Genomic DNA, 23,928 nt, shown 5'->3' on the forward strand with positions numbered 1-23,928 from the left:
CGGATGGCGCGTTGCGCTTACCGGGCATAATTGCAGGCGTCAGACCCGCCCGTAACGATCCTCGAACCGCACCACGTCGTCCTCTTCGAGATACGAGCCGGAACGCACTTCAATTAAATCGAGCGGTATTTTTCCCGGATTTTCCAGGCAGTGGGTCGCCCCCAGCGGAATATAGATGGACTCGTTTTCACCGAGCAGCTTAACCTCGCCGTTGATGGTGACTCTGGCGGTCCCCGCCACCACCACCCAGTGCTCGGCGCGGTGATGGTGCATCTGCACCGACAGTCCTTCCCCCGGCTTGACGGTAATACGTTTCACCTGATAGCGCTCGCCCGCGTCGATGGAGTCGTATTTGCCCCACGGACGGTAAACCTCGCGGTGCATGTGGTGCTCATGGCGTCCGTCGGCCTTGATCTTCTCCACCACCTTTTTCACGTCCTGCACCGCGTGGCGATCGGCAATCAGCACGGCGTCTTTGGTCTGCACCACCACCAGATCCTTCACGCCGACGGTGGTCACCAGGCCGGATTCGGCGTAAACGTAGCTGTTTTCCGTTTTATGGCTGATGACGTCGCCGTGGTGGACGTTTCCCTCCGGGGTGTGGGCGCTGATTTCCCACAGCGAGGACCACGAGCCGACATCGCTCCAGCCCGCGTCCATTGGCATCACCACCGCGTCCGCCGTCCGCTCCATCACCGCGTAGTCAATGGACTCTTCCGGACAGGCGAGAAAGGCCTCTTCATCCACGCGAATGAAGTCAAGATCCGGATCGACGCCGCGCATCGCCTGTTCACAGGCGGCCAGAATATCGGGGCGGAACTTTTTCAGCTCTTCCAGATAGCGTCCGGCGCGGAACAGAAACATGCCGCTGTTCCAGTAGTAATCGCCGCTGGCGACGTAGGCCTGGGCGGTTTCCAGCCCCGGCTTCTCAACGAACTGCGCCACCTCAAAAGCCACCGCATCCGTCGCGCCCGGCACGACATCACCGCGCCGGATATAGCCATAGCCGGTTTCCGGCAGATCCGGCACGATACCGAAGGTCACCAGTTTGCCCGCGTCAGCATAGGGCATGGCTCCGCGCACCGCGTCGCGGAAGGCCTCTTCATTGGCGATCGCATGATCCGCCGCCAGTACCAGCATCAGCGGATCGCAGTCCGTATGCTGGCGCGTCGCTGCCAGCGCCGCCAACGCAATCGCCGGCGCGGTATTGCGCCCGGCGGGCTCAAGAATAATGTTCTCCGTCAGCTTATTGAGCTGGCGGAGCTGTTCGGCAACGATAAAACGGTGCTGTTCGTTGCAGATAACCACCGGGCTTTCGCACTCCACGCTGTTCAGACGGCAAATGGTGGTTTGCAGCATGGTGAGATCGCCTTTCAGGCACAGAAACTGTTTTGGATAAAGCACGCGAGAAAGCGGCCACAATCGGCTACCGGAGCCACCGGCCATCACAACCGGGTAAAGTTTTGTCTGACGCATTATCATCCCCGAATATCTGCAATAAATTGGCGTAGCACGTTCTCTTTATTGAGCGTGCGTTCGGCGTATTCACGTGCCGTCGTGTTGTTTTTCGGCATGGCGAGCGCCTGGCTAATCCCGTCGACCAGCGCGTCGGTCGACTCCGGCTCCACGCAAACGGCGATGCCCGGATAGCGCGCGCAAAGTTGTCCTAATTCGGTGTGCGGCTCAGCGGTAATCACCGCATTACCGCCGACCGCCAGAATGTTAGTCAGCTTGGAGGGCAGTACCGCATCCGCTGCGCCGCGCTTTTGCACCACCAGATGGCAGTCGCCCATTTTCAGCAGCGCGGGTAAGGCGTCGTAAGGCTGCAGCGGGAGGAATTTAATATTTGCCAGGCCGCGTTCGCGGGCCATGTTCTCCAGCCGCGCCTTGCCGCCCCCCTGGCCGACAATCGCAAAAATCAACGGTCGATCGCGTAATCGTTCCGCGGCGTCAATTACCTTTTCCAGCCCTTGCTTTTCGCCGATATTGCCGGAATAGAGCACAATTTTTTTGCCCTCTGGCAAGCCAAGCTGCTGACGCAAAGCCGTCACGTCAGCGTCATTAACGTCCTGAAAGCGCGCCACTTCCGACCAGTTCGGAAAAAAGAGGATTTTTTCCGCCGCGACGCCTTTTTCCCGCGCTTTATTCATCATGGAGCGTGAAATGGTCGAAACATTATCAACGTTACGCAGCGCGCTGCGTTCAAAGGCCGTCGCTAACCGCGCTACGCTGCCGCGCTTGCCTTTTCCCGCCATTCCTAAGCCGAGCATGGCATCCACTTCGTAATCCTGAATATGCAGAACGGTACGCGCGCCGGAGAGTGTCGCCAGCAGGCGCATTCCCGGCGTACAAAAGAGCGTCGGTACAACGCCGATAATCCGATCCGGCTTCCAGCGACGCTGCGCCATCAGTGGGAAAAAACTGCTCAATGCAAAGCTCCCCAGATGAAGCAGTCGTTTTAGGGTGGAGGGCTGTTTCGGCACATACAGCGGGCAGCGCCAGACGGTAGCCTCGCCCTCTTCCCGGCGATAGCGCCAGGCGGAATAGCGCTCACCGACCTTCCACTGCGGGTAGTACGGCGGCGCAGTAATGACCCGCACCTCATGGCCTTCCCGCGCCATCCACGCCACCATTTCGCCGGTATATTTGCCGATACCGGTCAGTTCCGGTGAATAGTTAATGCCATAGACCAGGATCTTCATAGGCCCACCGCCGGCGCGTCAGGAGAGAAGTAGGCCCGACTGTTCTCATGAACATTATCGCTTGCCAGCAGCTGTTCCGGTGTCAGCCAGCGGTAACTGCCATGCTGGGTATTAGGCAGGCGTAAATCGCTCTCCGCCACGCGCAGACGAAAGCCGAGCACGATGTAGTGAGTTGAAAAATCCTCACCGGAAAAGTTGTCGTCATAGAAGTGCTGCCAGACGCCATAAAACGTCCCTGCCGCCAGCGGCAGACGCACGCCCAGTTCCGCCTGCGTCAGGCGTGCAAAGGCGGCCTCCAGCGTTTCGTCTTTGCACACCCGCCCCCCCGGCACAAACCAGTAGCCCTGCGCCGGACGGTTGAGACGCTGGCCCAGTAAAATTTCCCCCTGGCCGTTTTCCACAATGAAATCGAGGGAGATGAGGGGCGTGGTCCGCACCACGGCGGCGAAATCTTCCTGACGTAAAAACATTGTCACCCCCGGAACCGTTGCTGATTCTCAAGGAACCACTGGTAAGTACCGGCAAGCCCTGCCTCCAGTGAAATTTCGTGATACCAGCCAAGCTGATGCAGGCGCGTGACGTCGAGCAATTTACGCGGCGTGCCGTCCGGCTTCGCGGCGTCGAACACCACCCGGCCCTGGTAACCCACCACCTTTGCGATGGTCTGCGCCAGCTCGCGGATGGTGCAGTCCACGCCAGTGCCGACGTTAATGTGCGACAGCATCGGGGCAGTGTTCTCCTGCCACACTTCACGCGCCAGCTCCATCACGTGAATACTGGCCGCCGCCATATCGTCAACGTGCAGAAATTCACGCATCGGCGTGCCGCTGCCCCACACCACCACCTCCGGCGCGTGGCTCTGCGCAGCCTCATGAAAGCGACGCAGCAGCGCCGGGATCACATGTGAATTGTCCGGGTGGAAATTATCATGCGGGCCGTACAGGTTGGTTGGCATCACCGAACGGTAGTCGCGACCGTACTGCCGGTTGTAGGACTCGCACAGTTTAATCCCGGCGATCTTGGCGATGGCGTACGGCTCGTTGGTCGGCTCCAGCGTCCCCTGCAGCAGCTCGCTTTCCGCCATCGGCTGCCTTGCCAGTTTCGGATAGATACAGGACGAACCGAGAAACAGCAGTTTGTTCACGTTGTGCAGGTGCGCGGCGTGAATAATGTTGCTCTCTATCATCATGTTTTCATAAATAAAATCCGCCGGATACGTGTTGTTGGCGACAATGCCGCCCACTTTCGCCGCCGCCAGATAAACCTGGTCGATACCCGCCCCGGCAAAGAACGCCTGTACCGCACGCCCGTCGAGCAGATCCAGCTCATCGCGGGTGCGCAGTACCAGTTCCACGTCGCCGCGCTGCGCAAGCTGCCGTACAATGGCGGATCCCACCATCCCACGATGGCCCGCCACAAAAATTCGTTGCTTATTCATTCTCAGGACTCCAGCGCGATGGCCACCTCGTAACCGTGAGATTTCAGCAGTGAGTGTTTTTTCGCGGCCTCCAGATCGTTCGCCACCATCTCGGAGACCATCTCCGACAGGGTGATTTCCGGTTTCCAGCCCAGTTTCTCATGCGCTTTGGACGGGTCGCCCAGCAGGGTTTCCACTTCCGCCGGACGGAAATAACGCGGATCAACGGCCACAATCACATCGCCCGGTTTCACGCCCGGCGCATCGTGTCCGGTAACGGATACCACGATCCCTTTCTCATTAATGCCTTCGCCTTCAAAGCGCAGTTTTATCCCCAGTTGCGCCGCCGCCAGCTCCACAAACTGGCGCACGGAATACTGCACGCCGGTGGCAATCACGAAATCTTCCGGCTGCTCCTGCTGTAACATCATCCACTGCATCCGCACGTAATCTTTCGCATGGCCCCAGTCGCGCAGCGAGTCCATGTTGCCGAGATACAGGCAGGACTCCAGTCCCTGCGCGATATTGGCGATGGCGCGGGTGATCTTACGGGTGACGAAGGTTTCGCCGCGACGCGGGGACTCATGGTTAAACAGAATGCCGTTACAGGCGTAAATGCCGTAGGATTCACGGTAGTTGACGGTGATCCAGTAGGCGTACAGTTTCGCCACCGCATAGGGGGAACGCGGGTAGAACGGCGTGGTCTCTTTCTGCGGAATTTCCTGCACCAGACCGTACAGTTCAGAGGTGGAGGCCTGGTAGAACCGCGTTTTCTTTTCAAGACCGAGGAAGCGAATCGCCTCCAGCAGGCGCAGCGTGCCCATCGCATCCACATCGGCGGTATATTCCGGCGACTCAAACGACACCGCCACGTGGCTCATTGCGCCCAGGTTGTAGACCTCATCCGGCTGCACTTCCTGTAAAATGCGGGTCAGGTTGGAGGCGTCGGTCAGGTCGCCATAATGCAGATGAAATTTCGGGTTGCAGCTGTGCGGGTCCTGATAAATATGGTCCACGCGCTCGGTATTAAACGATGACGCGCGGCGCTTGATACCATGCACCTCATACCCTTTTTCCAGCAGAAATTCTGCCAGGTAAGACCCATCCTGTCCGGTTACGCCAGTAATGAGAGCGACTTTTGACATTTTCATTTCCTCAAATAGTCCCGTTAGGGAGTAACTTTCTGAACGCGCTGGCGCGTTACCACTGCGGGATTGCCCCGACAAATCGCATTTGCCGGTAATGATTTAAATACGCTGCTGCGCGCGCCGACGACGGTGCCATGACCTATCGTCACGCCGGGCGCGACAAAAACATCGGTCGCCAGCCAACATTTTTCGCCAATAACAATCGGCGCGGCGTTAATATCGAAATGAGCGCTGGTATAATCATGGCTACCGGTACACAAATACCCTTTTTGTGAAATAACCGCATGTGCGCCAATATTAATTTCACCCAACGTATATAACACAGCGTCGTCGCCTACCCAGGCATAATCGCCGACGGTTAATTTCCACGGATAGGTAATTTTTACTGACGGTCGAATAACCACATTCTTTCCAATTTTGGCGCCAAACAGACGCAGCAAAAAGGCTCGCCAGCGATACAATATTTGCGGCGATCCGGCGAATAATGTCGCCTGTACCGCCCACCATAATTGTACCTTTAGCGCATTAGCGCCGCGGAACCCTTTCGGCACCGTAAAGCCGCTAAGATCCTGCATAATAACTCCCGGTGATTAGACTTTGTTATACCGCGCTTTTGTTTTACCCGTCGTTTTCAGACGTAATAAATAGGATAATTGTGCCCAAAACCCTGGCACACGTAATATTTTTCGCTGTACGTTTTTTGCATCCTGACATAATTCCAGATTATTCGAGGTTGACACGCCGCCCATCGAAAATTCAGATACCAGTCCGTTAATTCGCCGAAAAGGATGGCCTGCTTTATAGAGACGGGCCGCCAGCGCATAATCTGAAGAGACATGATATTGCAGATCATAAGGATACTTTTTTAACGCTGCCGTCGGGAAAAATATCGCCTGATGGCTGGCTGGCAAACTATGGTAGATATAATACCCGGGTTTAGCCTTCCGGCGTATTTTATGCCCGCCGCCGAAATCCAGCAGCGCGTCGCCAATATACATCGCCTCGCCCTTTTGTCGCGCCAGTTGGCGGACAAACAGCGCGGCATCATCATGGAACGCATCACCGGAATTAAGAAACAGGGTATAGCGCCCCTGCGCCAGCGCAATGCCTTTGTTCATGGCATCATAAATACCGCGATCCTTTTCACTGATAAAACGCAGGTTAAACTCACCGTGACGTTTTTGCAGAAATTCGCGCGTGCCGTCCTCCGAACCGCCATCCACTACGATCCATTCAAATGACAGACCCGGATCGCGCGCCAGATTGCGCAGCGAGCGCCAGGTTTTTACCACCCCTTCGTAATTGCGAAAGGCGACGGTAACGACGCTTAAAAACATGCCACCACCCCGTTATGAAATTTTTAACGCCTTGCGCAAAATGAACGGACAGACGATTAAAAAAGCATATTCCGGGCTAAATATTGAACCGGTAAAAAACAGCGACACCGGCGTAAAAAGATAGAGCTGCACCCGAAAATTGCGATTATCGCCAAACGCATTTAGCGCCATTTTTAAAACTTTCCCCATATACCACAGCGTCATTAGCACTGCGAACCAGGAAAAATAAATAATCAGTAGATACAATCCATTGTCTATGGTTTTCCCGACATCCGCACCGTTAAAGATTCCGAATGATGCGACATATTCATAAAGTGAGCCAAATCTGACTACACCATCAATATGGGTCAAGGAATATCCGACCATGACTAAGGGGCCCACAATACGATAATAAGAAGATGAGCCTTCCGTCCCTAAATCGCCAAGTCGTGTCGCGATATAAGGAAATGCAATAATTACCCCAACCAAAAACAGGGTTAATGAGACCAGCGCCAGTGGAAGTTTTTTCTTTATCGCATCCTTATTCAAATATTGGAACGCCCACTCCAGAAGATAAAACAGGATAAAGGTCATTACCCCTGAAAATGATCCTGATAATATTATCCCTGCCAGAATCATAGCATCGCTTTTCGGTGTTTTGATACCAAACTGTTTGATGCTCAGCCAAATTGAGATTAGTGCCAAAGCGAAAAATGCCGGTTCAAAATAAAGCGCAGTGGTACGCTTACCGCCAAATTTTATGAAGTTCAGTACGTAGCTATTACTGTAAATGAGATATTTCGAAATTCCTTCCATAATACTGCTGCCGCCGGTAAGGATAATTTGCGCCATCTCAACCGCGGCGAGCGCGACCACTATACCCACCACCAGATAAAAAAAACGCAAAATCTTTCGGTGGTTATGCACGGAAATGGTTTTGAATCGGATACTCCAGACCATCCCGATAATGACCACAATATAGACAAACAGCATCGTGGACGTGACATATTTACCGGCATTCAGCGACTGGCCGAACAAGAAGTTAAATGCTGTAAGCCCCGCGCCGATGCCTAAGGCGATCATCAATTTTTTTACGCTAATGCGTTCCACAAATAACAGCAGCAACAGCGGTAAAAAAGTGACGATGGTAATAGGAAAGCTTTCCCCCAGTTGGGCAATCTTGACATTGACCAGTAGGTAGATCAGCGGCAGCAGCAGATAGCTACAGATTCTGATAGAACGAGACATACTCCTCCAGCATCTGTTGACCGCTGTACGCGACGCGGCTACGCATACGAAAGGCGTCCAGCGTTGCGCCAAATACCGCCTGAGCAATCTCTGGCTTACGCCGCTGCGCCAGGCGCAGTACATCTGTAGCGGCAAAGGTCTGGCCGCCGGATTTCGCCAGCACCTCCTGCGCCGCCTCGCTGTGGGTAGCGAGCACCGGTACGCCGATCGAGAGCGCTTCACACAAGATCAGCGGATAGTTATCGACCCGCGAGCTAAAGACCAGCGCGTCCATCTCATTGAGCGCGCTCATTAATTTGCGCTTATCGGTTTCAAAACCGTGATTAACGACGTTTTGGCCGGTAAAAGGCGAAAATTTACCGAAGGTATGCAGTTCAATTTTTTCGCCCAGCGCCATCATGTCGTGTACCAGACGCTGGTCAGTTTTGCCGTCGTAACGCAAGTCATGCGCCACAATGGCGATCCGCGGTTTGCCCGGATTCAGCGGCACAGGTGATAGCTGCGCGAGAATCGCCTCAGTCGCCAGATCGATACCGTTGTTAATAATCTGGCAGCGCCCCGCGCCATAAACGCTGTTAAAGGCCTCGGCCACGTGCTGGCTCGGCGAAATAAACTGGCAGCCCAGCCGCAGCATGTCACGAAAGCGCTGACGTTTGCCGTCAATAAGCTGGTGCGCCCGATCCACCCTGACCGGCGGATAATTGCTTAGGGTCGGACATTTTTGGCAGCCGCTTTTCCAGCCCTCACAACCGTCGGTAAAGGCGCAACGCCCGGTGACGCTCCAGTGATCGTGCAGCGTCCAGACCAGCGTGACGTCCGCTTTTTGCGCTTTGACTTTTTCGCAAAACGTCACGATGTCCGCCAGGTTTAGCCAGTAACTGTGGAGAACATGAAAATGCAGCACCAGCGGGCCGGATGTCTGGATAACCGTGCGGTAAAGATTGTCGAGATTGCCAAACAGATCGCGATTCAGGAAACGAAATAGCGCGATATTGGCGATTGCCGTGCCGCGCGGCGTCTGTTTTATCACCTGCGGATAGCGGTGGTGACTGACGCTTTTTTTTCCGCCTTTGCCATAACCATAGATAAAACGCGACGTCAGCCCTTTTTGCAGCGCCCGCAGATGGAGATCCAACGCCACTCCCGCCGCGCCGCCTTCCGCCAGCCGTACATTAAATTGCAGAATATTCATGTGCTGACCTTCACCCGTGCTTTTTCTCCCACCACCAGCGCATGGTCCGGAATACTGTCAAGCACCACGCTACCCGCGCCAATCGTGACGTGATTACCGATAGTAATATCGCCAAGCAGGATGACATTCGCCCCCAGCTCAACGCCGTGACCAATCACCGGACAAGCCAGGCTGTCCGCGCCGCGATTGCCAATGGTGACGCCGTGGCGAATGGTAAAATCGTCACCGGCGACGACATGTTTGTTGATCACTACCGCGTAACCATGATGGATAGTGAACCGCCGACCAATGGTCGCGGCGGCCTGGATTTCATACCCGAACAGGCATTCCGTGATCACGCGATACAGCACCAGCACCGGCGCGGCCCACAGATTATTCAGCACATTCTTTTTGCGCCAGACGGAACAAAAATGAGCGATACGGTAGGCCAGCACCATGCAACAGGGGCGTAAGCTCCAGCTATTCGCGCGTAAGTCTTCCAGCATCGTTATCGCCCCCGCAACCCGGCCGCCAGGCGTTTGCTATTACGCACGGAGAGCAACGTCAGCAACGTGCGCCAGGTCATTCGCTTATTGCGAATTTGGTACAGCGTAAAAAGCTGGTATTTTTTACTGGCGCGATCGAATTTATCTTTGTGCTTACGATAAAAATGGAAATAGCCGGAGAACTTTTTCGGCGAAGAGGTAATCTGCATCTCGCCGTGGTTGATATGTAAAATTTGCGTCGCCTCTTCGACTTTCCACGGTTCGCCATACTCCACCACCATGCGCAGAAAAATGTCGTAGTCCTGCGCCGCCTTGAGTTCGGTATCGAACAAACACGCTTTAAAACGCCAGGCCCAGGTAAAAACCTGATTGCCAATAATATTGCGCTTGTAGAACAAGCGGCGCGAATAAGGGGATTTCGGATACAGCGGCAGGCTGGCAGGCTGAGAGTAGACCTCGCCCTCGCACACATAGTCGTTGGCATACAAAAAGGCGTGCGTAGTCAACTGGTGTTTATGGGCCAGAAACACGCTCAGACGGTTTGGCGTCCATTCATCGTCATCATCAATACCGGTAATGTAATGCCCTTGCGCCTGCATAATGGCCTGGTTGCGAACCGCGCAGGCACCGGTATTCCTGGCGTTATGGGTATAACGGACGCGCGGGTCGTTCAGCTCCTCAACAAATTGTTGTAGCTGCTGATAAGACGAGGAGCAATCATCCACGATGATCATCTCCCAGTGGCGGTAGTCCTGACGTAGTACTGATTTAATCGCCCGGATAGCCAACTGCTGCCTGTTCCAGGTTGGCATATAAATTGAGATCAGCGGATTGTCTGTTGTCATGCTTATTCCCCAGATAGTTTTGCCGCATGGCGCTACGCTTGTCCGGCCTACAGTCACAGGCCGCGCCATCCGGCACGCCTTATTTTTTATTTGGAATCTGACTGGTATTCATATTCGTAATAGCCATAATCCTGGTAGCCCGTCGCCCGGCGGAAAATGGAGTTGAGAATGACGCCTTTGACCTGAATGCCATTCTGGTCAAAACGGCTCAGACTGGTTTCCACCTCTTTTAAAGTGTTGACGGCATAACGCGCCACCATCAGCGTCGTCCCGACGTGGCGACCCACAATCGCGGCGTCCGTCACGGCCAGAATCGGCGGCGTGTCGATTAATACCAGGTCGTAGCGGCTGCTTGCCCAGGCGATCAGCTCGCCGAAGCGCTCGCTCATCAGCAGTTCCGATGGATTAGGCGGTACCTGACCGCGCGGAATAAGATCAAAATTAGCGATCGCCGTAGGTTTCGCGCAGGAGGCTATCTCGCCTTTGCCCGCCAGAATGTCAGATAAGCCGTCCACGTTATTGGTGCCGAGCAGTTCATGGGTGTAGCCCTTGCGCATATCGCAGTCGATCAGTAATACCCGTTTATGCGTCTGGCTGATGACGGCCGCCAGGTTGGCGCAAACAAAGGTTTTGCCGATAGAGGGGCTGACGCCTGTGAGCATGAGTACATTATTTTGCGCCTGCATCATGGCGAAATGCAGGCTGGTGCGCAGGCTGCGAATCGCCTCAATCGCCAGATCGGTCGGATTGCCCACCGCCAGCAGTTGGCTCTGCTTGTAACGCTTAATCCCTTTAATGGTTTTGACGCTATCGCGCGCTTTTTGCCATTCCGACAGCGGAATACTGGCATAGACGCTGATCCCGTGCTCCTCCAGCACCTGCGGGCTTTCGATACCACGATTAAACAGCGAGCGCAGCAGCACGCCGACAATCGATAACATTAATCCCAGAATAATGCTGCCGAGAATAATCAACGCCTTTTTCGGCTTCAGCACGCCCGGCTGGGTAATCGCCGGGTCAACGATGCGCACGTCGCCAACGGTGCTGGCTTCGGTGATTTTCAGCTCCTGCTGTTTATTAAGCAGTTGCATATAGACCTGCTGGCCGGACTCCACATCGCGGGTCAAACGCACAATCTCCTGCTGGGTTTTCGGCATCGCCGTCACCCGCCCGTTCAGTTTGGCTTTTTCATCTTCCAGCGCTTTACGTTTTTCCAGCAGGGTGCGGTAAGCCGGATGCGCTTTGGTAAAGAGCTTGGAAATTTCCGCCTCTTTAAACGTCAACTCATTCAACTGGGCGTCGATATTAACCATCGAATCGAGCACCGCCTTCGCCTCCAGCGGTAAATCCACCGAGTCTTTATCCTGGCGGAAAGCGTTTAGCTTGTTTTCCGCCACATCCAGACGGCTACGGACTTCCGGCAGTTGTTTTGCCAGAAACGCCAGACTCTTCCCCGCCTCTTCAGATTTCCGCGCAATATCCTGTTGCAGATAGTTACGGGTAATACTGTTGAGAATTTCGCGGATCTGGTCGCGATCCTCTCCCGTGAACGTCAGGCTCAGAACGCCGGTATCTTTGCCGGTTTCCGTTACGGTGAGATTATTTTGCAGGTTATTAATCATGCCAAGCGTTGAGAATTTACTCACCGTAAATTCTGTATCAGGACGGGCGTCAATCGCCTCTACCTGCATCGTCACGCCGTCTTTATTGAGTGGCTGGCCCACAACGCCCTGCGCGCTAAATCCGCCGTCGCTAACCAACTGATAACGTTTGTCGCCCAGCACTTTGAGGGTGAAGATCTGTCCGCTCATCGTCTCTGGTCGGGTGAATGTCGTGACTTTCACCCTTTCATTGTGACGTCCCATCAGCCGCTCCCACCCGGCGCCGAACAGCGGAAAGGTGTTTTTGGTGACGGCAATATCCAGATCCAGATCGTCAACGGTCTTCCCCAGCACCAGGCGCGATCGAATGAGCTGAATTTCCGCATCGGAAGCCGGCGGCTTATTCGCTAATGCGCTATTGATATCCTGTACCAGCGAATTACCGGCGTTTTGTTCAATCTGTACCAGCGCATCGGCGCTATAGATGGGCGTGGCGAAGAACGTATAAATTACCGCGCACAGCGCAAAGATGGCCGTCGTCCCCAACACCCACCAACGCGCTTCAATCACCGTTCCGACCAGACGCCCGATATCGATTTCATCGCTACCCGTAACCGCCGCAGATTGTTTTACTTTTTCTGTCATGGTTTTCCCTGCTCTGCATTCAGTGCCTGCGCCCACTGGCGGGCAGACCTTTCCAGTAATGTGTACACCGCCTCAAACGCATCGCGGCTTTTGCGATACGGGTCCGGTATTTCACGCTCGCTGTCCCAGTGACCAAACAGCATTACCTTGCCGCGCATTTCCGGCGCAATGTCGCACAGGGCGGCGATGTGACGTTTCTCCATCGTCAGAATCAGGTCATATTCCCGGCACAGACGCGCGGAAATTTGCCTTGCGCAGTGATTTTCCAAAGACAGATCGTGGGCGCTCGCCACGCTCGCCGCCGCAGGATCGGCGCCTTTGCCGACCAGCGCGCCTAATCCGGCGGACGCAACCGTCAGCGAGGGATGAAAGCGCTTTAGCAAACGTTCCGCCGTCGGGGAACGGCAAACATTCCCCACACAGACCACTAAGATTTTGTTAAACATAACGATTACCAGGAATGAATGTCGCTGGCCGTATCCGTCATATAACGGACACCGCTAATGGTCGGCAGCAACTGATTGATCAGACGGTTCCAGCGAGCAACCGGCGCGGTCGTGACGTACACCACATCGTAAGGCTGAAGTCGGAATTCCGTCGCCATCACCAATGACGTGGCGTCAGACATATCAAGCTGGTAGATATTGGCGATCTTGCCGCCGCGTCCCCCCTCGCCTTTCAATGGACGAATCACAAAAATGCCGCTGGCGTTGGAGGTGGTCAGATCGATGCCTTCCGCATTGCCTAATGCTTCGGTGAGCGTCATGCCGCTGAAATCCATTTTGAGGGTGCTCTGTTTTTTCACTTCGCCCATGACAAAGACTTTCAGATCGTCATTGCGCGGCACATACAGAATGTCGCCAGGGTAGAGCAAGCGGTTCTGGCTAAGATCGCCATTTTGCATCAGCGCCTGTAGCGAAATGCGCTGTTCTTTGCCGTTGTGCGTCAACACGACGTTGCGCCAGTCCGCCATATCGGTCAGGCCGCCCGCAGCGTTAATCGCATCCAGGACGGTTAGCGGTACGTTAGTAATGGCCTGCTGACCGGATTTATTCACCTGGCCGGAGATGTACGCTTTTTGCGAGCGGAAAGCGGCGATATTGACATCCACCTGCGGGTCCGCGATGTACTTCGCTAAACGCCCGGTAATATCGCTGCGAATCTCTGACAAAGTTTTACCGACGACGCTAACCTTTCCAATGTAGGGATAAAACATGGTGCCGTCCGGCTGTACCCAGTTGCCGGTATCGCTTGAGCTACGGTACTGGCCTGCTGGCGTGGTCAATTCCGGGTGATCCCAGACGGTGACATTCAGCACATCGCCAGGCCCGACGCGATACTGATAGCTGGCGATCTCCTGGTCCAGCGACATATTCGGTTGCGCGACATTGGGCCGCGGGCGTAATTGCTCAACCAACCGTGGCGTCAGCGGATACACATTGACCATCCGGTCGAGATCAAAGTCAGCGTCTTGCTGTTTGATCACATCTTTCCCCATCGTAGACATATTGCTGCCCGGAAGTACTGTGCAACCACTTATCAAGCTGAGCGACGCCAATAATGGCATCAATTTCATTTTGGATTTCATCATTGATTATTTATCACTTTGGCAGAGTCATTATCCTGTGCAATTTAAATAGCGGCTTCGTCCGTGCACATTTACCTTGCAGTTAATGGCAGAGAAAATTAACTGGCATCATTCTGAAAAAAAATCAATTCATCCGCAGGCTATTGACAGAATAATAAAGGCTTATATTCAGGCTTTCAGGCACGCTACCGCCCCTGGCTTCTTAGCTACCAATACACTGATTATTCTAAATTTTCGCATTCCCCTCCGATTTCATCCTCGTTCAGATAAAAATCTTCAGCGAAATAAAGGTTACGTATTAATAGTTTTCTCGATGTCGTGACAGGATATTTAAGCGCGCTATCTTAATCCTGCAAGAATTGTTGCAGCTAACCTAATGACAGGCAAGGTAACAAACCCGCCATTCTATATTTTTAAGATTAATATTAAATGAATTAACAGATGATTTTAGGATTTTATTGATGTTGACAATATTTATTTACTCCACTCCACCTGCGATATTTCCTAAATATATTCTTGACATTATTTAGTTTCCGACAGAAACATTACGGCTATTTTAAAGTTATTTTATAGCCGCGTAACAAAGATAAATTGCTCTGCGGCATTGCATTTTTCCGCCGTATTATCCATGATCGAATTGTGACAATTGTCATATTACAGAAGGTATTGCTCTTACTATGGAATGGATTGCCGATCCGTCAATCTGGGCCGGACTGGTAACGTTAATCGTTATCGAACTTGTTCTCGGCATTGATAACCTGGTCTTTATTGCCATCCTCGCTGAAAAACTACCGCCGGGGCAGCGCGACCGCGCGCGCATTACCGGCCTGATACTGGCGATGATCATGCGCCTGCTGCTGCTGGCGTCAATCTCGTGGCTGGTCACCTTGACTAAGCCGCTCTTTAGCGTACAGACGTTAAGCTTCAGCGCCCGCGATCTGATTATGCTGTTCGGCGGCTTCTTCCTGCTCTTTAAAGCCACCATGGAGCTTAACGAACGGCTGGAAGGGAAAGATAGCGCCAACCCTACCCAGCGTAAGGGGGCGAAATTCTGGGCGGTGGTCGCGCAAATCGTGGTGCTGGACGCTATCTTTTCTCTCGACTCCGTGATTACCGCCGTGGGGATGGTCGATCACCTGGCGGTCATGATGGCGGCAGTGATAATCGCCATTAGCCTGATGCTGCTCGCCAGCAAGTCACTGACCCGATTTGTGAACAACCACCCCACCATTGTCATTTTGTGTCTTAGCTTCCTGCTAATGATCGGCTTTAGCCTGGTGGCGGAAGGGTTTGGTTTCCACATTCCGAAAGGGTATCTGTACGCGGCTATCGGCTTCTCGGTGATGATCGAGGCGCTCAACCAACTGGCTATTTTTAACCGCCGCCGTTTTCTTTCCGCTAACCATACGCTGCGCCAGCGCACAACGGAGGCCGTGATGCGGCTGATTAGCGGTAAAAAAGAGGATGCCGAACTGGATGCCGAAACCGCTGCGATGCTGGCAGACCATGACGACAGCCAGATTTTTAATCCGCAGGAGCGCAGGATGATTGAGCGGGTGCTGAATCTCAACCAGCGCACCGTAAGTAGCATCATGACGTCGCGTCACGATATCGAGCATATCGATCTCAACGCGCCGGAAGCGGAAATCCGCGCTCTGCTGGAAAAGAACCAGCATACGCGTCTGGTCGTGACGGGTGAAAATGAACAGGAAGATTTACTCGGCGTCGTCCACGTCATCGATCTGTTGCAACAATCGCTGCGCGGCGAACCGCTCAACCTGCGCGCGCTGATTCGCCAACCGCTGGTTTTCCCGGAAACATTGCCGCTGCTGCCTGCGCTGGAGCAGTTCCGTAACGCCAGAACCCATTTTGCCTTTGTCGTAGATGAGTTTGGCTCGGTTGAAGGCATTGTGACATTAAGCGATGTCATGGAGACTATCGCCGGTAATCTGCCGAATGAAGTCGAGGAAATTGACGCCCGCCACGATATTCAGAAGAACCCGGACGGTTCCTGGACAGCAAACGGCCATATGCCGCTGGAGGATTTGGTGCAGTACGTGCCGCTGCCGCTGGATGAAAAACGGGAATACCATACGATTGCCGGATTATTGATGGAATATTTGCAGCGCATACCGCAAACCGGTGAAGAGGTTCAGGTGGGTGATTATTTGCTGAAAACATTGCAGGTAGAAAGCCATCGAGTGCAGAAAGTGCAGTTAATTCCGCTGCATAACGGCGAGCCAGACCCGGAGATGTAACGTCTGTTCGCCTGCCCCGGCCTGCTTACCAGGCAGGCCGGAGGCGCGTTAGCCTCGCCATCCGGCACTCCTCTTTGGCCAAAAACTACAGCTTATCCAGCAGTTTCTTCACATCTTTACCGTTACGGGTATCTTTATTGCGATCCGCCCAGTCGTTGAGCCGACGCTTCGCCTCATCCTGTAAATGCTTGCGCAATAACTGATCCACTTGCAGGGTATAGTTCAGCTCCTGCCACTTGCCATAGACGCGCAGCGGCACCGGCGTCTCTTTCAGGAAGGTGATCAGGTTGCTATTGCCGTTCCATCCGCCCAGCACACGCAGATTAAATTGCGTATCACAGCTCTGCTTAACCAGATCCAGCGTTCCGCTGCCGGTTAACGCCAGCATAGAAGATTGCCCGACCATGTCGTCGAGCGTCAGCGTGCCCTTATTTAGCGTCAGATCGGTCGTGAAGCGATCCAGTCGGGTCGCGTTGTCCATATTTTCCTGCGACTGCTGCGCGTCGCCGCCGCTTCGCTCTACGGCCTGCTGCACCAGTTGTTGGAAATTCATTCCTTCGAGGCGCGTATTGCTCATGTCAACATGCGCTTTTCCTTTCCAGCTATGGCGAAACGCCTCCGCGTCAATATCCGCCCCGGAGAAATCGCCAACCAGCGACATCTTACCGGTCAGGCTAATCGGATAATTGAAGGCTTTCAGGATAGTCCCAATCTCAACATGGTTGAGGCGAGGGTGGAATTCGATGCGCGGACTGGCGGTGCGGGCGTCAAGCGTGCCGGGCAGCGACATCTCTCCGTCGGCCAGTTTCCCCTGCAACTCGGTGATATCCAGCAATCCGGCCTGATTAGACATCTTCGTCGAAACCTGGGTAAAGTCCATTCCCCGCCAGCGAACTGAATCCGCCTGTAAAGCAATCTCCGCCGTAAAGCTTTGCAGCCCCTGATAAGGCGGCGCACCAACACGCGACGCGATAACTGGCCTGGTCAGGGGGAGCGTATTTTGCCCCTGCGACACCGCGCCGCCCGTCTGTGCCACGGTGCTATGATGCGGCAACAGGTTGTCCAGATTAAGCTTGCTGGACTGGAGGTCAATTTGCCATTCCGGCTGCTCCGCCAGCGTTACCTGAACATGCCCGGTCAGAGAACTGTCATTCGCCGTTAAATTTAAGTGGTTAAATGAAAGACGTTTTTGCGCCTCCTGCCACTGCGCCTGCAGTTGTCCCTGCCCCTCAATCCCCTGCGCCGGTAGATCCGCGCCCTGCAATTGCCAGCGCAGTTGCTCAATACCCGCGGTTAAATTATGCGGATAATCGGAAGCATCCACCGTTCCGCTGAACGATAAAGCAAGATCCCGCTGATCGCGGTTCACGCGTCCCGAAAAATCAAACGTGCCGCGATGCTCGGCATCTTGTTCCATATTCAGACGAATATCGCGCACCGTGACCTGATCATCATTTTCATGCTGGAAAACCAGCACGCTGTCGGCAACGCGCAGGCTACGAATATCAAACGACCAGCCGCGATCTTCCGCTACGTCCGGCAAGGTATTATCTTTCGGCGCGACCGGCGCATCATCGCTGCGTACCGCTTCCGTTTGCGGCGTCAGTTGAATCACCCCGCCTTTCAGCATTACCTGCTTAACATGAAGCTGATGACTCAACAGCGGCCATAAAGCGACATCCAGGCGCATATTGTCAGCCCGCACCAGCGGTTCGCTGGCGCCTCGCGCCGTTAGCGTCATTCGCCCGGAAAGGATGCTGAGTTGCGGCCATACGTGCCAGCGCAGCGGCCCGTCCAGTTGCAACTGATATTCACTACGCGCGGCAACCTGCTGCACCATATAGGCGCGGAAATCATTCGGATTGACCAACAATACCAACGCAGAGAATCCGGCCACCAGCACGACCAGGAAAATCATCAGCGTCGTCAGAAATCGTCTCATGCTACCCTCAATGGACCGGCAGTATTGCGCCGAATGGCTCAGTCTTTATCAATCCGGCTGGCAACAGCGCCCTGCTGATCGCGATATTTGGCATCCTGACGGCGGTTATAAGGCCGCGCCGCCGGGCCGGACAGCGGCTCAAAGCTCAGCGCGCCGATGAGCATACCCGGACGCAACGCCAGCGGCAGCTTCCCGGAGTTGTAAAACTCAAGCACAATGCAGCCCGACCAGCCGGGATCGATCCGGTGCGCCGTCACATGCACCATCAGTCCCAGACGCGCCAGCGAGGAACGGCCATCCAGCCAGCCCACTAAATCCGGCGGCAGGGTAACGGATTCAAAGGTGACGGCCAGCGCCAACTCGCCCGGATGCAGATAAAATGCCTCGCCGTCCGGCAAAACGATTTCATCGCTCATCACGCGATCCAGCGCCGCGCTGACCTCATCTTTCGGCCCGCTCAGGTCGATAAACGCCGCCGTATGGCCACGGAAGGTTCGAAATTTATTGCCAAGACGTACATCGACCGTCGCGCCGTTAATGCGCTCTACGGGAGGTCGCGGGGTGATAGACAAACGGCCTTCATCCAGCCAGGCTTCAATATCTCGGTCGCATAAACGCATGGCACTTTCTCCTTTCGCGCATCAAGCCCTTAAATCAAGCACATCAAGGGCTAACCAGGTTATCACTGAACGGTACACAATTCGCCAGATTTATTCAAAGAACTGGCTGATTTTCGCTTTCAGAATATCAATAGCGATGCGGTTTTTACCGCCGCGCGGCACGATAATATCCGCATATTGTTTGGAAGGCTCAATAAATTGCAGGAACATCGGACGCACCGTTTTCTGATATTGCGCCATCACCGAATCCATTGAGCGACCACGCTCGTTCACATCGCGTTTGATACGGCGCATCAAACAGATATCCAGCGGCGTATCGACAAAAATAGAGAAGTTCATCTCTTCACGCAAACGCGCGTCGGTCAGTAACAGAATACCTTCAAGAATAATCACTTTCTTCGGTTCTACGCGAACCGTTTCCTGCATACGGGTATGCTCAACATAACTGTATACCGGTAATTCAATCGCCGAACCGCGCTTGAGCGCCTGAAGATGCTGAAATAGCAGGCTGTGATCCATCGCATTCGGATGGTCATAGTTGGTTTTTACGCGTTCTTCCATCGACAGATGGCTTTGATCTTTGTAATAACTGTCTTCGGGAATAACGCCAATATGTTCGTCACCCACTTGTTCACGCAATTCGCGGTAAAGGGTACTGGCAATAAGACTCTTGCCGGAAGCCGATGCGCCAGCGATACCGATAATGACGCACTGATGAGACTGATCAGTCATAAATTTAGCGACCTGATTAACCTGGATGTAAGGAAGGGGGGCGCCGAAACGCCAAACGCGGCAATTATAGGGATTTCAGCAGCGCGATACCAGTCCGGCGCTATGCCACGGTGAATTTGTTGGCGGCGCATTCGACGTCGCGACGTAAAAGCGTTCAGTTTTAACGCGGACAGCGGATTTATCGACCCGTCTGGAGGAGGAATACGCCGGAAGCCACAATTTATATTCAGCCAGCGTATAAATCATTACGCGTTTATACTAGCATAATCACAGAGTAAACTGACGCGTCCGGTATTCCGCGACGTTACCGGCGATTCGGATAGAGTGGTAATGAGTAAACCATCCCAACATGTTTTCGTTACCGTCCCCCACCCGCTATTGCGTCTGGTCAGTTTAGGCCTGGTCGCGTTTGTCTTTACGCTCTTTTCGCTCGTATTATCGCGTGTCGGCACCCAACTCGCGCCGCTGTGGTTCCCCACCTCCATTATGATGGTCGCGTTTTACCGCCATGCGGGCCGTCTGTGGCCTGGGATCGCGGTCGCCTGCTCGCTCGGCAGCATCGGCGCCTCACTGACTTTATTTCCTGCCGCCTCGCTTAACTTTAGCTGGACGGCAATAAATATTATCGAGGCGGCCACTGGCGCGATACTGCTGCGAAAACTGCTCCCCAGCTACAACCCCTTACAAAATTTGAATGACTGGTTTCGTCTGGCTATCGGCAGCGCCGTGATTCCGCCGCTACTCGGCGGCCTGTTATTTTGGCTAATAGCGCCGGAAGCGGTCGCCTCGAAAGCGTTTCTGATTTGGGTATTATCGGAAGCCATCGGCGCGCTGACGCTGGTGCCGTTAGGTTTACTGTTTAAACCACACTATCTGTTGCGTCATCGCGACCCGCATCTGTTGCTGGAAACGCTATTGACGCTGGTCATTACGCTGGCGCTAAGCTGGCTCGCTATGCGCTATATTCCGTGGCCGTTTACGTGCGTTATCGTCCTGTTGATGTGGAGTGCGGTGCGCCTGCCGCGAATGGAGGCGTTTTTAATTTTTTTAGCTACCGTTATCGTGGTCTCGCTCATGCTGGCCAATGACCCTACGCTGCTCGCCACGCCGAAAACCGACGTGATGGTCAATATGCCGTGGCTGCCTTTTTTAATGATCCTGCTGCCTGCCAATATGATGACGATGGTGATGTACGCGTTTCGCACGGAACGCAAACATATCACCGAGAGCGAATCCCGCTTTCGCAACGCGATGGAGTATTCAGCCATTGGTATGGCGCTGGTCGGTACGGAGGGTCAGTGGCTACAGGTCAATAAATCTCTGAGCCATTTTCTTGGCTATAGCCAGGATGAATTACGCACGATGACATTTCAGCAATTGACCTGGCCGGAAGACCTGAATAACGACCTTGAACAGCTAAACATGCTGGTGCGCGGCGACATCAATAGCTATTCCATGGAAAAACGCTACTACACCCGCAACGGCGATGTCGTCTGGGCGCTACTGGCCGTCTCGCTGGTTCGTCATAAAGACAATAAACCTCTCTATTTTATTGCTCAGATTGAAGATATTAACGATCTCAAGCAAAGCGAGCAGGAAAACCAGCGGTTGATGGAGCGTATTACACAGGCGAACGACGCGCTGTTTCAGGAAAAAGAACGGTTGCACATCACGCTTGACTCTATCGGAGAAGCGGTGGTGTGTATTGATGTCGCGATGAATATCACCTTTATGAACCCGATCGCCGAGAAGATGAGCGGCTGGCGGCAGGAGGATGCTTTAGGCGCGCCATTATTAACGGTTCTGCGCATTACGTCAGGTAATAAGGGGCCGCTGCTGGAGGATATTTATCGCGCCGACAGGTCGCGATCGGACATGGAACAGGAGATAGTGCTCCATTGTCATAACGGCGGCAGCTACGATATTCATTACAGTATCACGCCGCTCAGTACGCTTGACGGCGATAAGATTGGTTCGGTTCTGGTTATCCAGGACGTTACCGAATCACGAAAAATGTTACGCCAGCTCAGCTACAGCGCAACGCATGACGCCCTCACCCATCTTGCCAACCGCGCCAGTTTTGAAAAGCAGCTTCAACAGCGCCTGCAAACAATACAGGAATCGCCTCAACATCATGCGCTGGTGTTTATCGATCTGGACCGTTTTAAAGCGGTTAACGACAGCGCGGGACATGCCGCCGGCGATGCCTTATTGCGCGAACTCGCGTCACTGATGCTCAGTATGCTTCGATCTGGCGATCTCCTGGCCCGTCTGGGTGGCGATGAGTTTGGCCTGTTGCTGCCGGATTGTAATAGTGACAGCGCGCGCTTTATCGTGACGCGGCTTATCAACGCCGTTAATGAATATCACTTTATGTGGGAAGGACGCCTGCATCGGATCGGCGCCAGCGCCGGGATCACAATGATAAATGAACATAACTGCCAGCTCACAGAGGTCGTGTCTCAGGCCGATATTGCCTGCTACGCCGCGAAAAATAGCGGTCGAGGCCGTCTGACCGTGTACGAACCGCAGCACGCATTAACCTCCTCAAAGGGAATGATGCCGCTGGAAGAACAGTGGCATATGATTAAAAATAACCACCTGCTGATGCTTGCCAGAAACGTCGCGCCGCCGCGTACGCCGGAGGCCACCAGCTTTTGGCTGGTCTCACTCAGGCTGTGGACCAGCGAAGGGGAAGTGTTGGAAGAGCGCGCGTTCCGGGCAGGGTTAGCCGACTCCGCGCTGCATCACGCGCTTGACCGACGGGTATTCCATGAGTTTTTCCACCATGCGGCGACCGCCGTCGCCAGCAAGGGATTAAGCGTTGCGCTGCCGCTGTCCGCCGCGGGATTATACAGCGCGACCCTTATTGATGAGCTGCTGGAACAACTGGAGCATAGCCCACTGCCGCCACGGTTATTACACCTGATTATCCCGGCTGACGTTATCGTTAAGCAGGCGCAGACCGCCGCTGCGACTCTGCGAAAACTGCGGCAACGCGGCTGCCAGGTGATTCTCAGCCATGTCGGGCGCGATTTACAGCTGTTTAATTTACTGCCCCCGCATATCGTCGATTATTTACTGCTGGATAGCGACCTTATCGCCAACGTTCATGAGAGTTTAATGGATGAAATGCTGACCTCGATCATCCAGGGACACGCCCAGCATCTGGACATCAAAACGCTCGCCGGGCCGGTACAAAACCCACAGGTGCTGGATACGCTCTCCCGTATTGGCGTGGATCTAATTTATGGCGACACTATCGCCGAAGCGCAACCACTGGATTTGTTACTGAATACCAGCTATTTCGCTATCCATTGACGGTTGCCAGCCGTGGGTATACCAGATATGCAGTAGCGCGTAGGAACGCCACGGTTTCCAGCGCTCCGCGTAGCGACGGATCTGCGCGGGCGTCATCCCGGCGAAGCGCTGCTTAATTAAGTAATCATCGGGTAAAAAGATATCTTTTGCCTGCCAACCGCGCAGGGCGAAATAGTTCGCCGTCCAGCGGCCAATTCCCGGAAACGTTTGTAAATTTTTAACGCTCTGCTCAATATCCGGCGGCGCGGCGAGCGCCAGTTTTCCCGCCAGCGTCGCCTGCGCCAGATGAATCAGCGCTTCGGCGCGCCGCAGCGGCATCCCCAGAGCTTTAAGCGCCAGCGGATCGGCCAACGCCAGCGTTTCCGGACCGGGAAAACAGACATAATCGGGCGCATCCGGCAACGCCTCGCCATAGCGGCGCGCCACTTTCGCCGTCAACTTTGCCGCCATCGCGACACTCACCAGTTGCCCCAGTATCGCCCGCACGCCTTGTTCAAACATATCAACCGATCCCGGTAAACGCAGCCCCGGTCTGTCCTCACCCAGTGGCCCCAGCACGGCGGCAACCTGCGCGGGCTGGCAGTCAAGATCAAACAGACGCGAAACCTTCGCCAGACACGCCGGCGCGACGGGAAGTAATCCGGCGCTTACGCTCACCTGCACAGTGTGGGTGGGCAGATTGGGCCTCACGCTGACCAGTCCGCGATGCTCGCCCACCACCAGGCTGCGCGCATAAAAGCCCTCGCCTACCGTTTCTACGCCGTCCACCGCACGCGCGGCAAGAAAGCCCAACATCCACGACCAGTCGTAAGGCGGCTGCCAGCTCAGGGTAAACATACTTTTCTCCTTTATTTGACTTTTCAGCATA

At 54.2% G+C, this 23,928-nt stretch carries 20 protein-coding genes; 2 read left to right on the forward strand and 18 right to left on the reverse strand.

Annotation, left to right across the window (positions count from 1 at the left end; all coding sequences use genetic code 11):
* Nucleotides 1–39 precede the first annotated feature (39 nt).
* From cpsB to NA624_RS15095, 14 genes are all read right to left on the reverse strand, one after another.
* Nucleotides 40–1,482: a mannose-1-phosphate guanyltransferase gene (gene cpsB, locus NA624_RS15030; RefSeq protein ID WP_000605959.1), complete on the reverse strand. Its 1,443-nt coding sequence runs from the start codon at nt 1,480–1,482 to the stop codon at nt 40–42.
* A complete protein-coding gene (wcaI, locus tag NA624_RS15035) occupies nt 1,479–2,702 on the reverse strand; it encodes a colanic acid biosynthesis fucosyltransferase WcaI (protein WP_000699648.1) in 1,224 nt (407 codons plus the stop codon). Before wcaI ends, cpsB begins: the two co-directional genes overlap by 4 nt.
* Nucleotides 2,699–3,172: a GDP-mannose mannosyl hydrolase gene (locus NA624_RS15040; protein WP_001542997.1), complete on the reverse strand. Its 474-nt coding sequence runs from the start codon at nt 3,170–3,172 to the stop codon at nt 2,699–2,701. Before NA624_RS15040 ends, wcaI begins: the two co-directional genes overlap by 4 nt.
* A gap of 2 nt (nt 3,173–3,174) precedes the next feature.
* Complete coding sequence (gene fcl, locus NA624_RS15045) at nt 3,175–4,140, reverse strand: GDP-L-fucose synthase (RefSeq protein ID WP_001041701.1); 966 nt, start codon at nt 4,138–4,140, stop codon at nt 3,175–3,177.
* A gap of 2 nt (nt 4,141–4,142) precedes the next feature.
* Nucleotides 4,143–5,264 (reverse strand): GDP-mannose 4,6-dehydratase, encoded by a 1,122-nt coding sequence (gene gmd / locus NA624_RS15050; protein WP_000048160.1) that lies wholly within the window; start codon nt 5,262–5,264, stop codon nt 4,143–4,145.
* Between the two features lie 23 nt (nt 5,265–5,287).
* On the reverse strand, nt 5,288–5,842 hold the full coding sequence (gene wcaF / locus NA624_RS15055; protein WP_001153603.1) for a colanic acid biosynthesis acetyltransferase WcaF: 555 nt from the start codon (nt 5,840–5,842) through the stop codon (nt 5,288–5,290).
* Nucleotides 5,843–5,857: 15 nt separating this feature from the next.
* The gene (gene wcaE, locus NA624_RS15060) at nt 5,858–6,604 is read right to left on the reverse strand and encodes a colanic acid biosynthesis glycosyltransferase WcaE (protein ID WP_000480131.1); all 747 of its coding nucleotides are present in this window, start codon (nt 6,602–6,604) and stop codon (nt 5,858–5,860) included.
* A 12-nt stretch (nt 6,605–6,616) separates the two neighbouring features.
* Nucleotides 6,617–7,831, reverse strand: a complete 1,215-nt coding sequence (gene wcaD / locus NA624_RS15065) for a colanic acid polymerase WcaD (protein WP_000091402.1) — start codon at nt 7,829–7,831, stop codon at nt 6,617–6,619.
* Entirely contained in the window at nt 7,806–9,023 is a 1,218-nt protein-coding gene (gene wcaC / locus NA624_RS15070) for a colanic acid biosynthesis glycosyltransferase WcaC (protein WP_001023832.1), read from the reverse strand. Before wcaC ends, wcaD begins: the two co-directional genes overlap by 26 nt.
* Nucleotides 9,020–9,508, reverse strand: a complete 489-nt coding sequence (gene wcaB / locus NA624_RS15075; RefSeq protein ID WP_000888724.1) for a colanic acid biosynthesis acetyltransferase WcaB — start codon at nt 9,506–9,508, stop codon at nt 9,020–9,022. Before wcaB ends, wcaC begins: the two co-directional genes overlap by 4 nt.
* Nucleotides 9,509–9,510: 2 nt before the next feature.
* Complete coding sequence (gene wcaA, locus NA624_RS15080; RefSeq protein ID WP_000205695.1) at nt 9,511–10,353, reverse strand: colanic acid biosynthesis glycosyltransferase WcaA; 843 nt, start codon at nt 10,351–10,353, stop codon at nt 9,511–9,513.
* 86 nt (nt 10,354–10,439) lie between these two features.
* Nucleotides 10,440–12,599: a tyrosine-protein kinase Wzc gene (wzc, locus tag NA624_RS15085; protein WP_000137230.1), complete on the reverse strand. Its 2,160-nt coding sequence runs from the start codon at nt 12,597–12,599 to the stop codon at nt 10,440–10,442.
* A complete protein-coding gene (gene wzb / locus NA624_RS15090) occupies nt 12,596–13,045 on the reverse strand; it encodes a low molecular weight protein-tyrosine-phosphatase Wzb (RefSeq protein WP_000482224.1) in 450 nt (149 codons plus the stop codon). The genes wzc and wzb overlap by 4 nt, the downstream gene beginning before the upstream one ends.
* A 5-nt stretch (nt 13,046–13,050) precedes the next feature.
* Nucleotides 13,051–14,190, reverse strand: coding sequence for a polysaccharide export protein (locus NA624_RS15095; protein WP_000978077.1), 1,140 nt, complete (start codon nt 14,188–14,190; stop codon nt 13,051–13,053).
* 674 nt (nt 14,191–14,864) lie between these two features.
* On the opposite strand from NA624_RS15095, the gene NA624_RS15100 reads away from it, so the two are divergent.
* Nucleotides 14,865–16,445: a TerC family protein gene (locus tag NA624_RS15100; protein ID WP_000454725.1), complete on the forward strand. Its 1,581-nt coding sequence runs from the start codon at nt 14,865–14,867 to the stop codon at nt 16,443–16,445.
* An 85-nt stretch (nt 16,446–16,530) separates the two neighbouring features.
* Here NA624_RS15100 and asmA read toward each other — a convergent pair whose 3' ends face one another.
* The 3 genes from asmA to udk all read right to left on the reverse strand — a co-directional run bounded on the left by asmA (nt 16,531) and on the right by udk (nt 19,739).
* Complete coding sequence (gene asmA, locus NA624_RS15105; RefSeq protein WP_001252247.1) at nt 16,531–18,387, reverse strand: outer membrane assembly protein AsmA; 1,857 nt, start codon at nt 18,385–18,387, stop codon at nt 16,531–16,533.
* A gap of 38 nt (nt 18,388–18,425) precedes the next feature.
* Nucleotides 18,426–19,007 carry a dCTP deaminase gene (dcd, locus tag NA624_RS15110; RefSeq protein ID WP_001234783.1) on the reverse strand — a complete coding sequence of 194 codons (582 nt, stop codon included), beginning with the start codon at nt 19,005–19,007 and terminating at the stop codon, nt 18,426–18,428.
* 90 nt (nt 19,008–19,097) lie between these two features.
* Nucleotides 19,098–19,739: a uridine kinase gene (udk, locus tag NA624_RS15115; protein WP_000132082.1), complete on the reverse strand. Its 642-nt coding sequence runs from the start codon at nt 19,737–19,739 to the stop codon at nt 19,098–19,100.
* A 330-nt stretch (nt 19,740–20,069) separates the two neighbouring features.
* On the opposite strand from udk, the gene NA624_RS15120 reads away from it, so the two are divergent.
* Nucleotides 20,070–23,060, forward strand: coding sequence for an MASE1 domain-containing protein (locus NA624_RS15120; protein WP_000042944.1), 2,991 nt, complete (start codon nt 20,070–20,072; stop codon nt 23,058–23,060).
* Here the strand turns inward: NA624_RS15120 and alkA are convergent.
* On the reverse strand, nt 23,028–23,897 hold the full coding sequence (gene alkA, locus NA624_RS15125) for a DNA-3-methyladenine glycosylase 2 (RefSeq protein WP_000494726.1): 870 nt from the start codon (nt 23,895–23,897) through the stop codon (nt 23,028–23,030). The two genes, NA624_RS15120 and alkA, sit on opposite strands and share 33 nt — an antisense overlap.
* Between the last annotated feature and the right edge of the window lie 31 nt (nt 23,898–23,928).

This window comes from Salmonella sp. NW38 (assembly GCF_051807745.1).
Taxonomy (GTDB): domain Bacteria; phylum Pseudomonadota; class Gammaproteobacteria; order Enterobacterales; family Enterobacteriaceae; genus Salmonella; species Salmonella enterica.

Coding starts and splice junctions, on each gene's coding strand:
- wcaC (WP_001023832.1), bottom strand. CDS start 9,023: ATGAATATTCTGCAATTTAATGTACGGCTGGCGGAAGGCGGCGCGGCG.
- asmA (WP_001252247.1), bottom strand. CDS start 18,387: ATGAGACGATTTCTGACGACGCTGATGATTTTCCTGGTCGTGCTGGTG.
- wcaA (WP_000205695.1), bottom strand. CDS start 10,353: ATGACAACAGACAATCCGCTGATCTCAATTTATATGCCAACCTGGAAC.
- alkA (WP_000494726.1), bottom strand. CDS start 23,897: ATGTTTACCCTGAGCTGGCAGCCGCCTTACGACTGGTCGTGGATGTTG.
- wcaE (WP_000480131.1), bottom strand. CDS start 6,604: ATGTTTTTAAGCGTCGTTACCGTCGCCTTTCGCAATTACGAAGGGGTG.
- NA624_RS15120 (WP_000042944.1), top strand. CDS start 20,070: ATGAGTAAACCATCCCAACATGTTTTCGTTACCGTCCCCCACCCGCTA.
- NA624_RS15095 (WP_000978077.1), bottom strand. CDS start 14,190: ATGATGAAATCCAAAATGAAATTGATGCCATTATTGGCGTCGCTCAGC.
- gmd (WP_000048160.1), bottom strand. CDS start 5,264: ATGTCAAAAGTCGCTCTCATTACTGGCGTAACCGGACAGGATGGGTCT.
- udk (WP_000132082.1), bottom strand. CDS start 19,739: ATGACTGATCAGTCTCATCAGTGCGTCATTATCGGTATCGCTGGCGCA.
- wcaD (WP_000091402.1), bottom strand. CDS start 7,831: ATGTCTCGTTCTATCAGAATCTGTAGCTATCTGCTGCTGCCGCTGATC.
- NA624_RS15100 (WP_000454725.1), top strand. CDS start 14,865: ATGGAATGGATTGCCGATCCGTCAATCTGGGCCGGACTGGTAACGTTA.
- wcaB (WP_000888724.1), bottom strand. CDS start 9,508: ATGCTGGAAGACTTACGCGCGAATAGCTGGAGCTTACGCCCCTGTTGC.
- fcl (WP_001041701.1), bottom strand. CDS start 4,140: ATGAATAAGCAACGAATTTTTGTGGCGGGCCATCGTGGGATGGTGGGA.
- dcd (WP_001234783.1), bottom strand. CDS start 19,007: ATGCGTTTATGCGACCGAGATATTGAAGCCTGGCTGGATGAAGGCCGT.
- NA624_RS15040 (WP_001542997.1), bottom strand. CDS start 3,172: ATGTTTTTACGTCAGGAAGATTTCGCCGCCGTGGTGCGGACCACGCCC.
- wzb (WP_000482224.1), bottom strand. CDS start 13,045: ATGTTTAACAAAATCTTAGTGGTCTGTGTGGGGAATGTTTGCCGTTCC.
- wzc (WP_000137230.1), bottom strand. CDS start 12,599: ATGACAGAAAAAGTAAAACAATCTGCGGCGGTTACGGGTAGCGATGAA.
- cpsB (WP_000605959.1), bottom strand. CDS start 1,482: ATGATAATGCGTCAGACAAAACTTTACCCGGTTGTGATGGCCGGTGGC.
- wcaI (WP_000699648.1), bottom strand. CDS start 2,702: ATGAAGATCCTGGTCTATGGCATTAACTATTCACCGGAACTGACCGGT.
- wcaF (WP_001153603.1), bottom strand. CDS start 5,842: ATGCAGGATCTTAGCGGCTTTACGGTGCCGAAAGGGTTCCGCGGCGCT.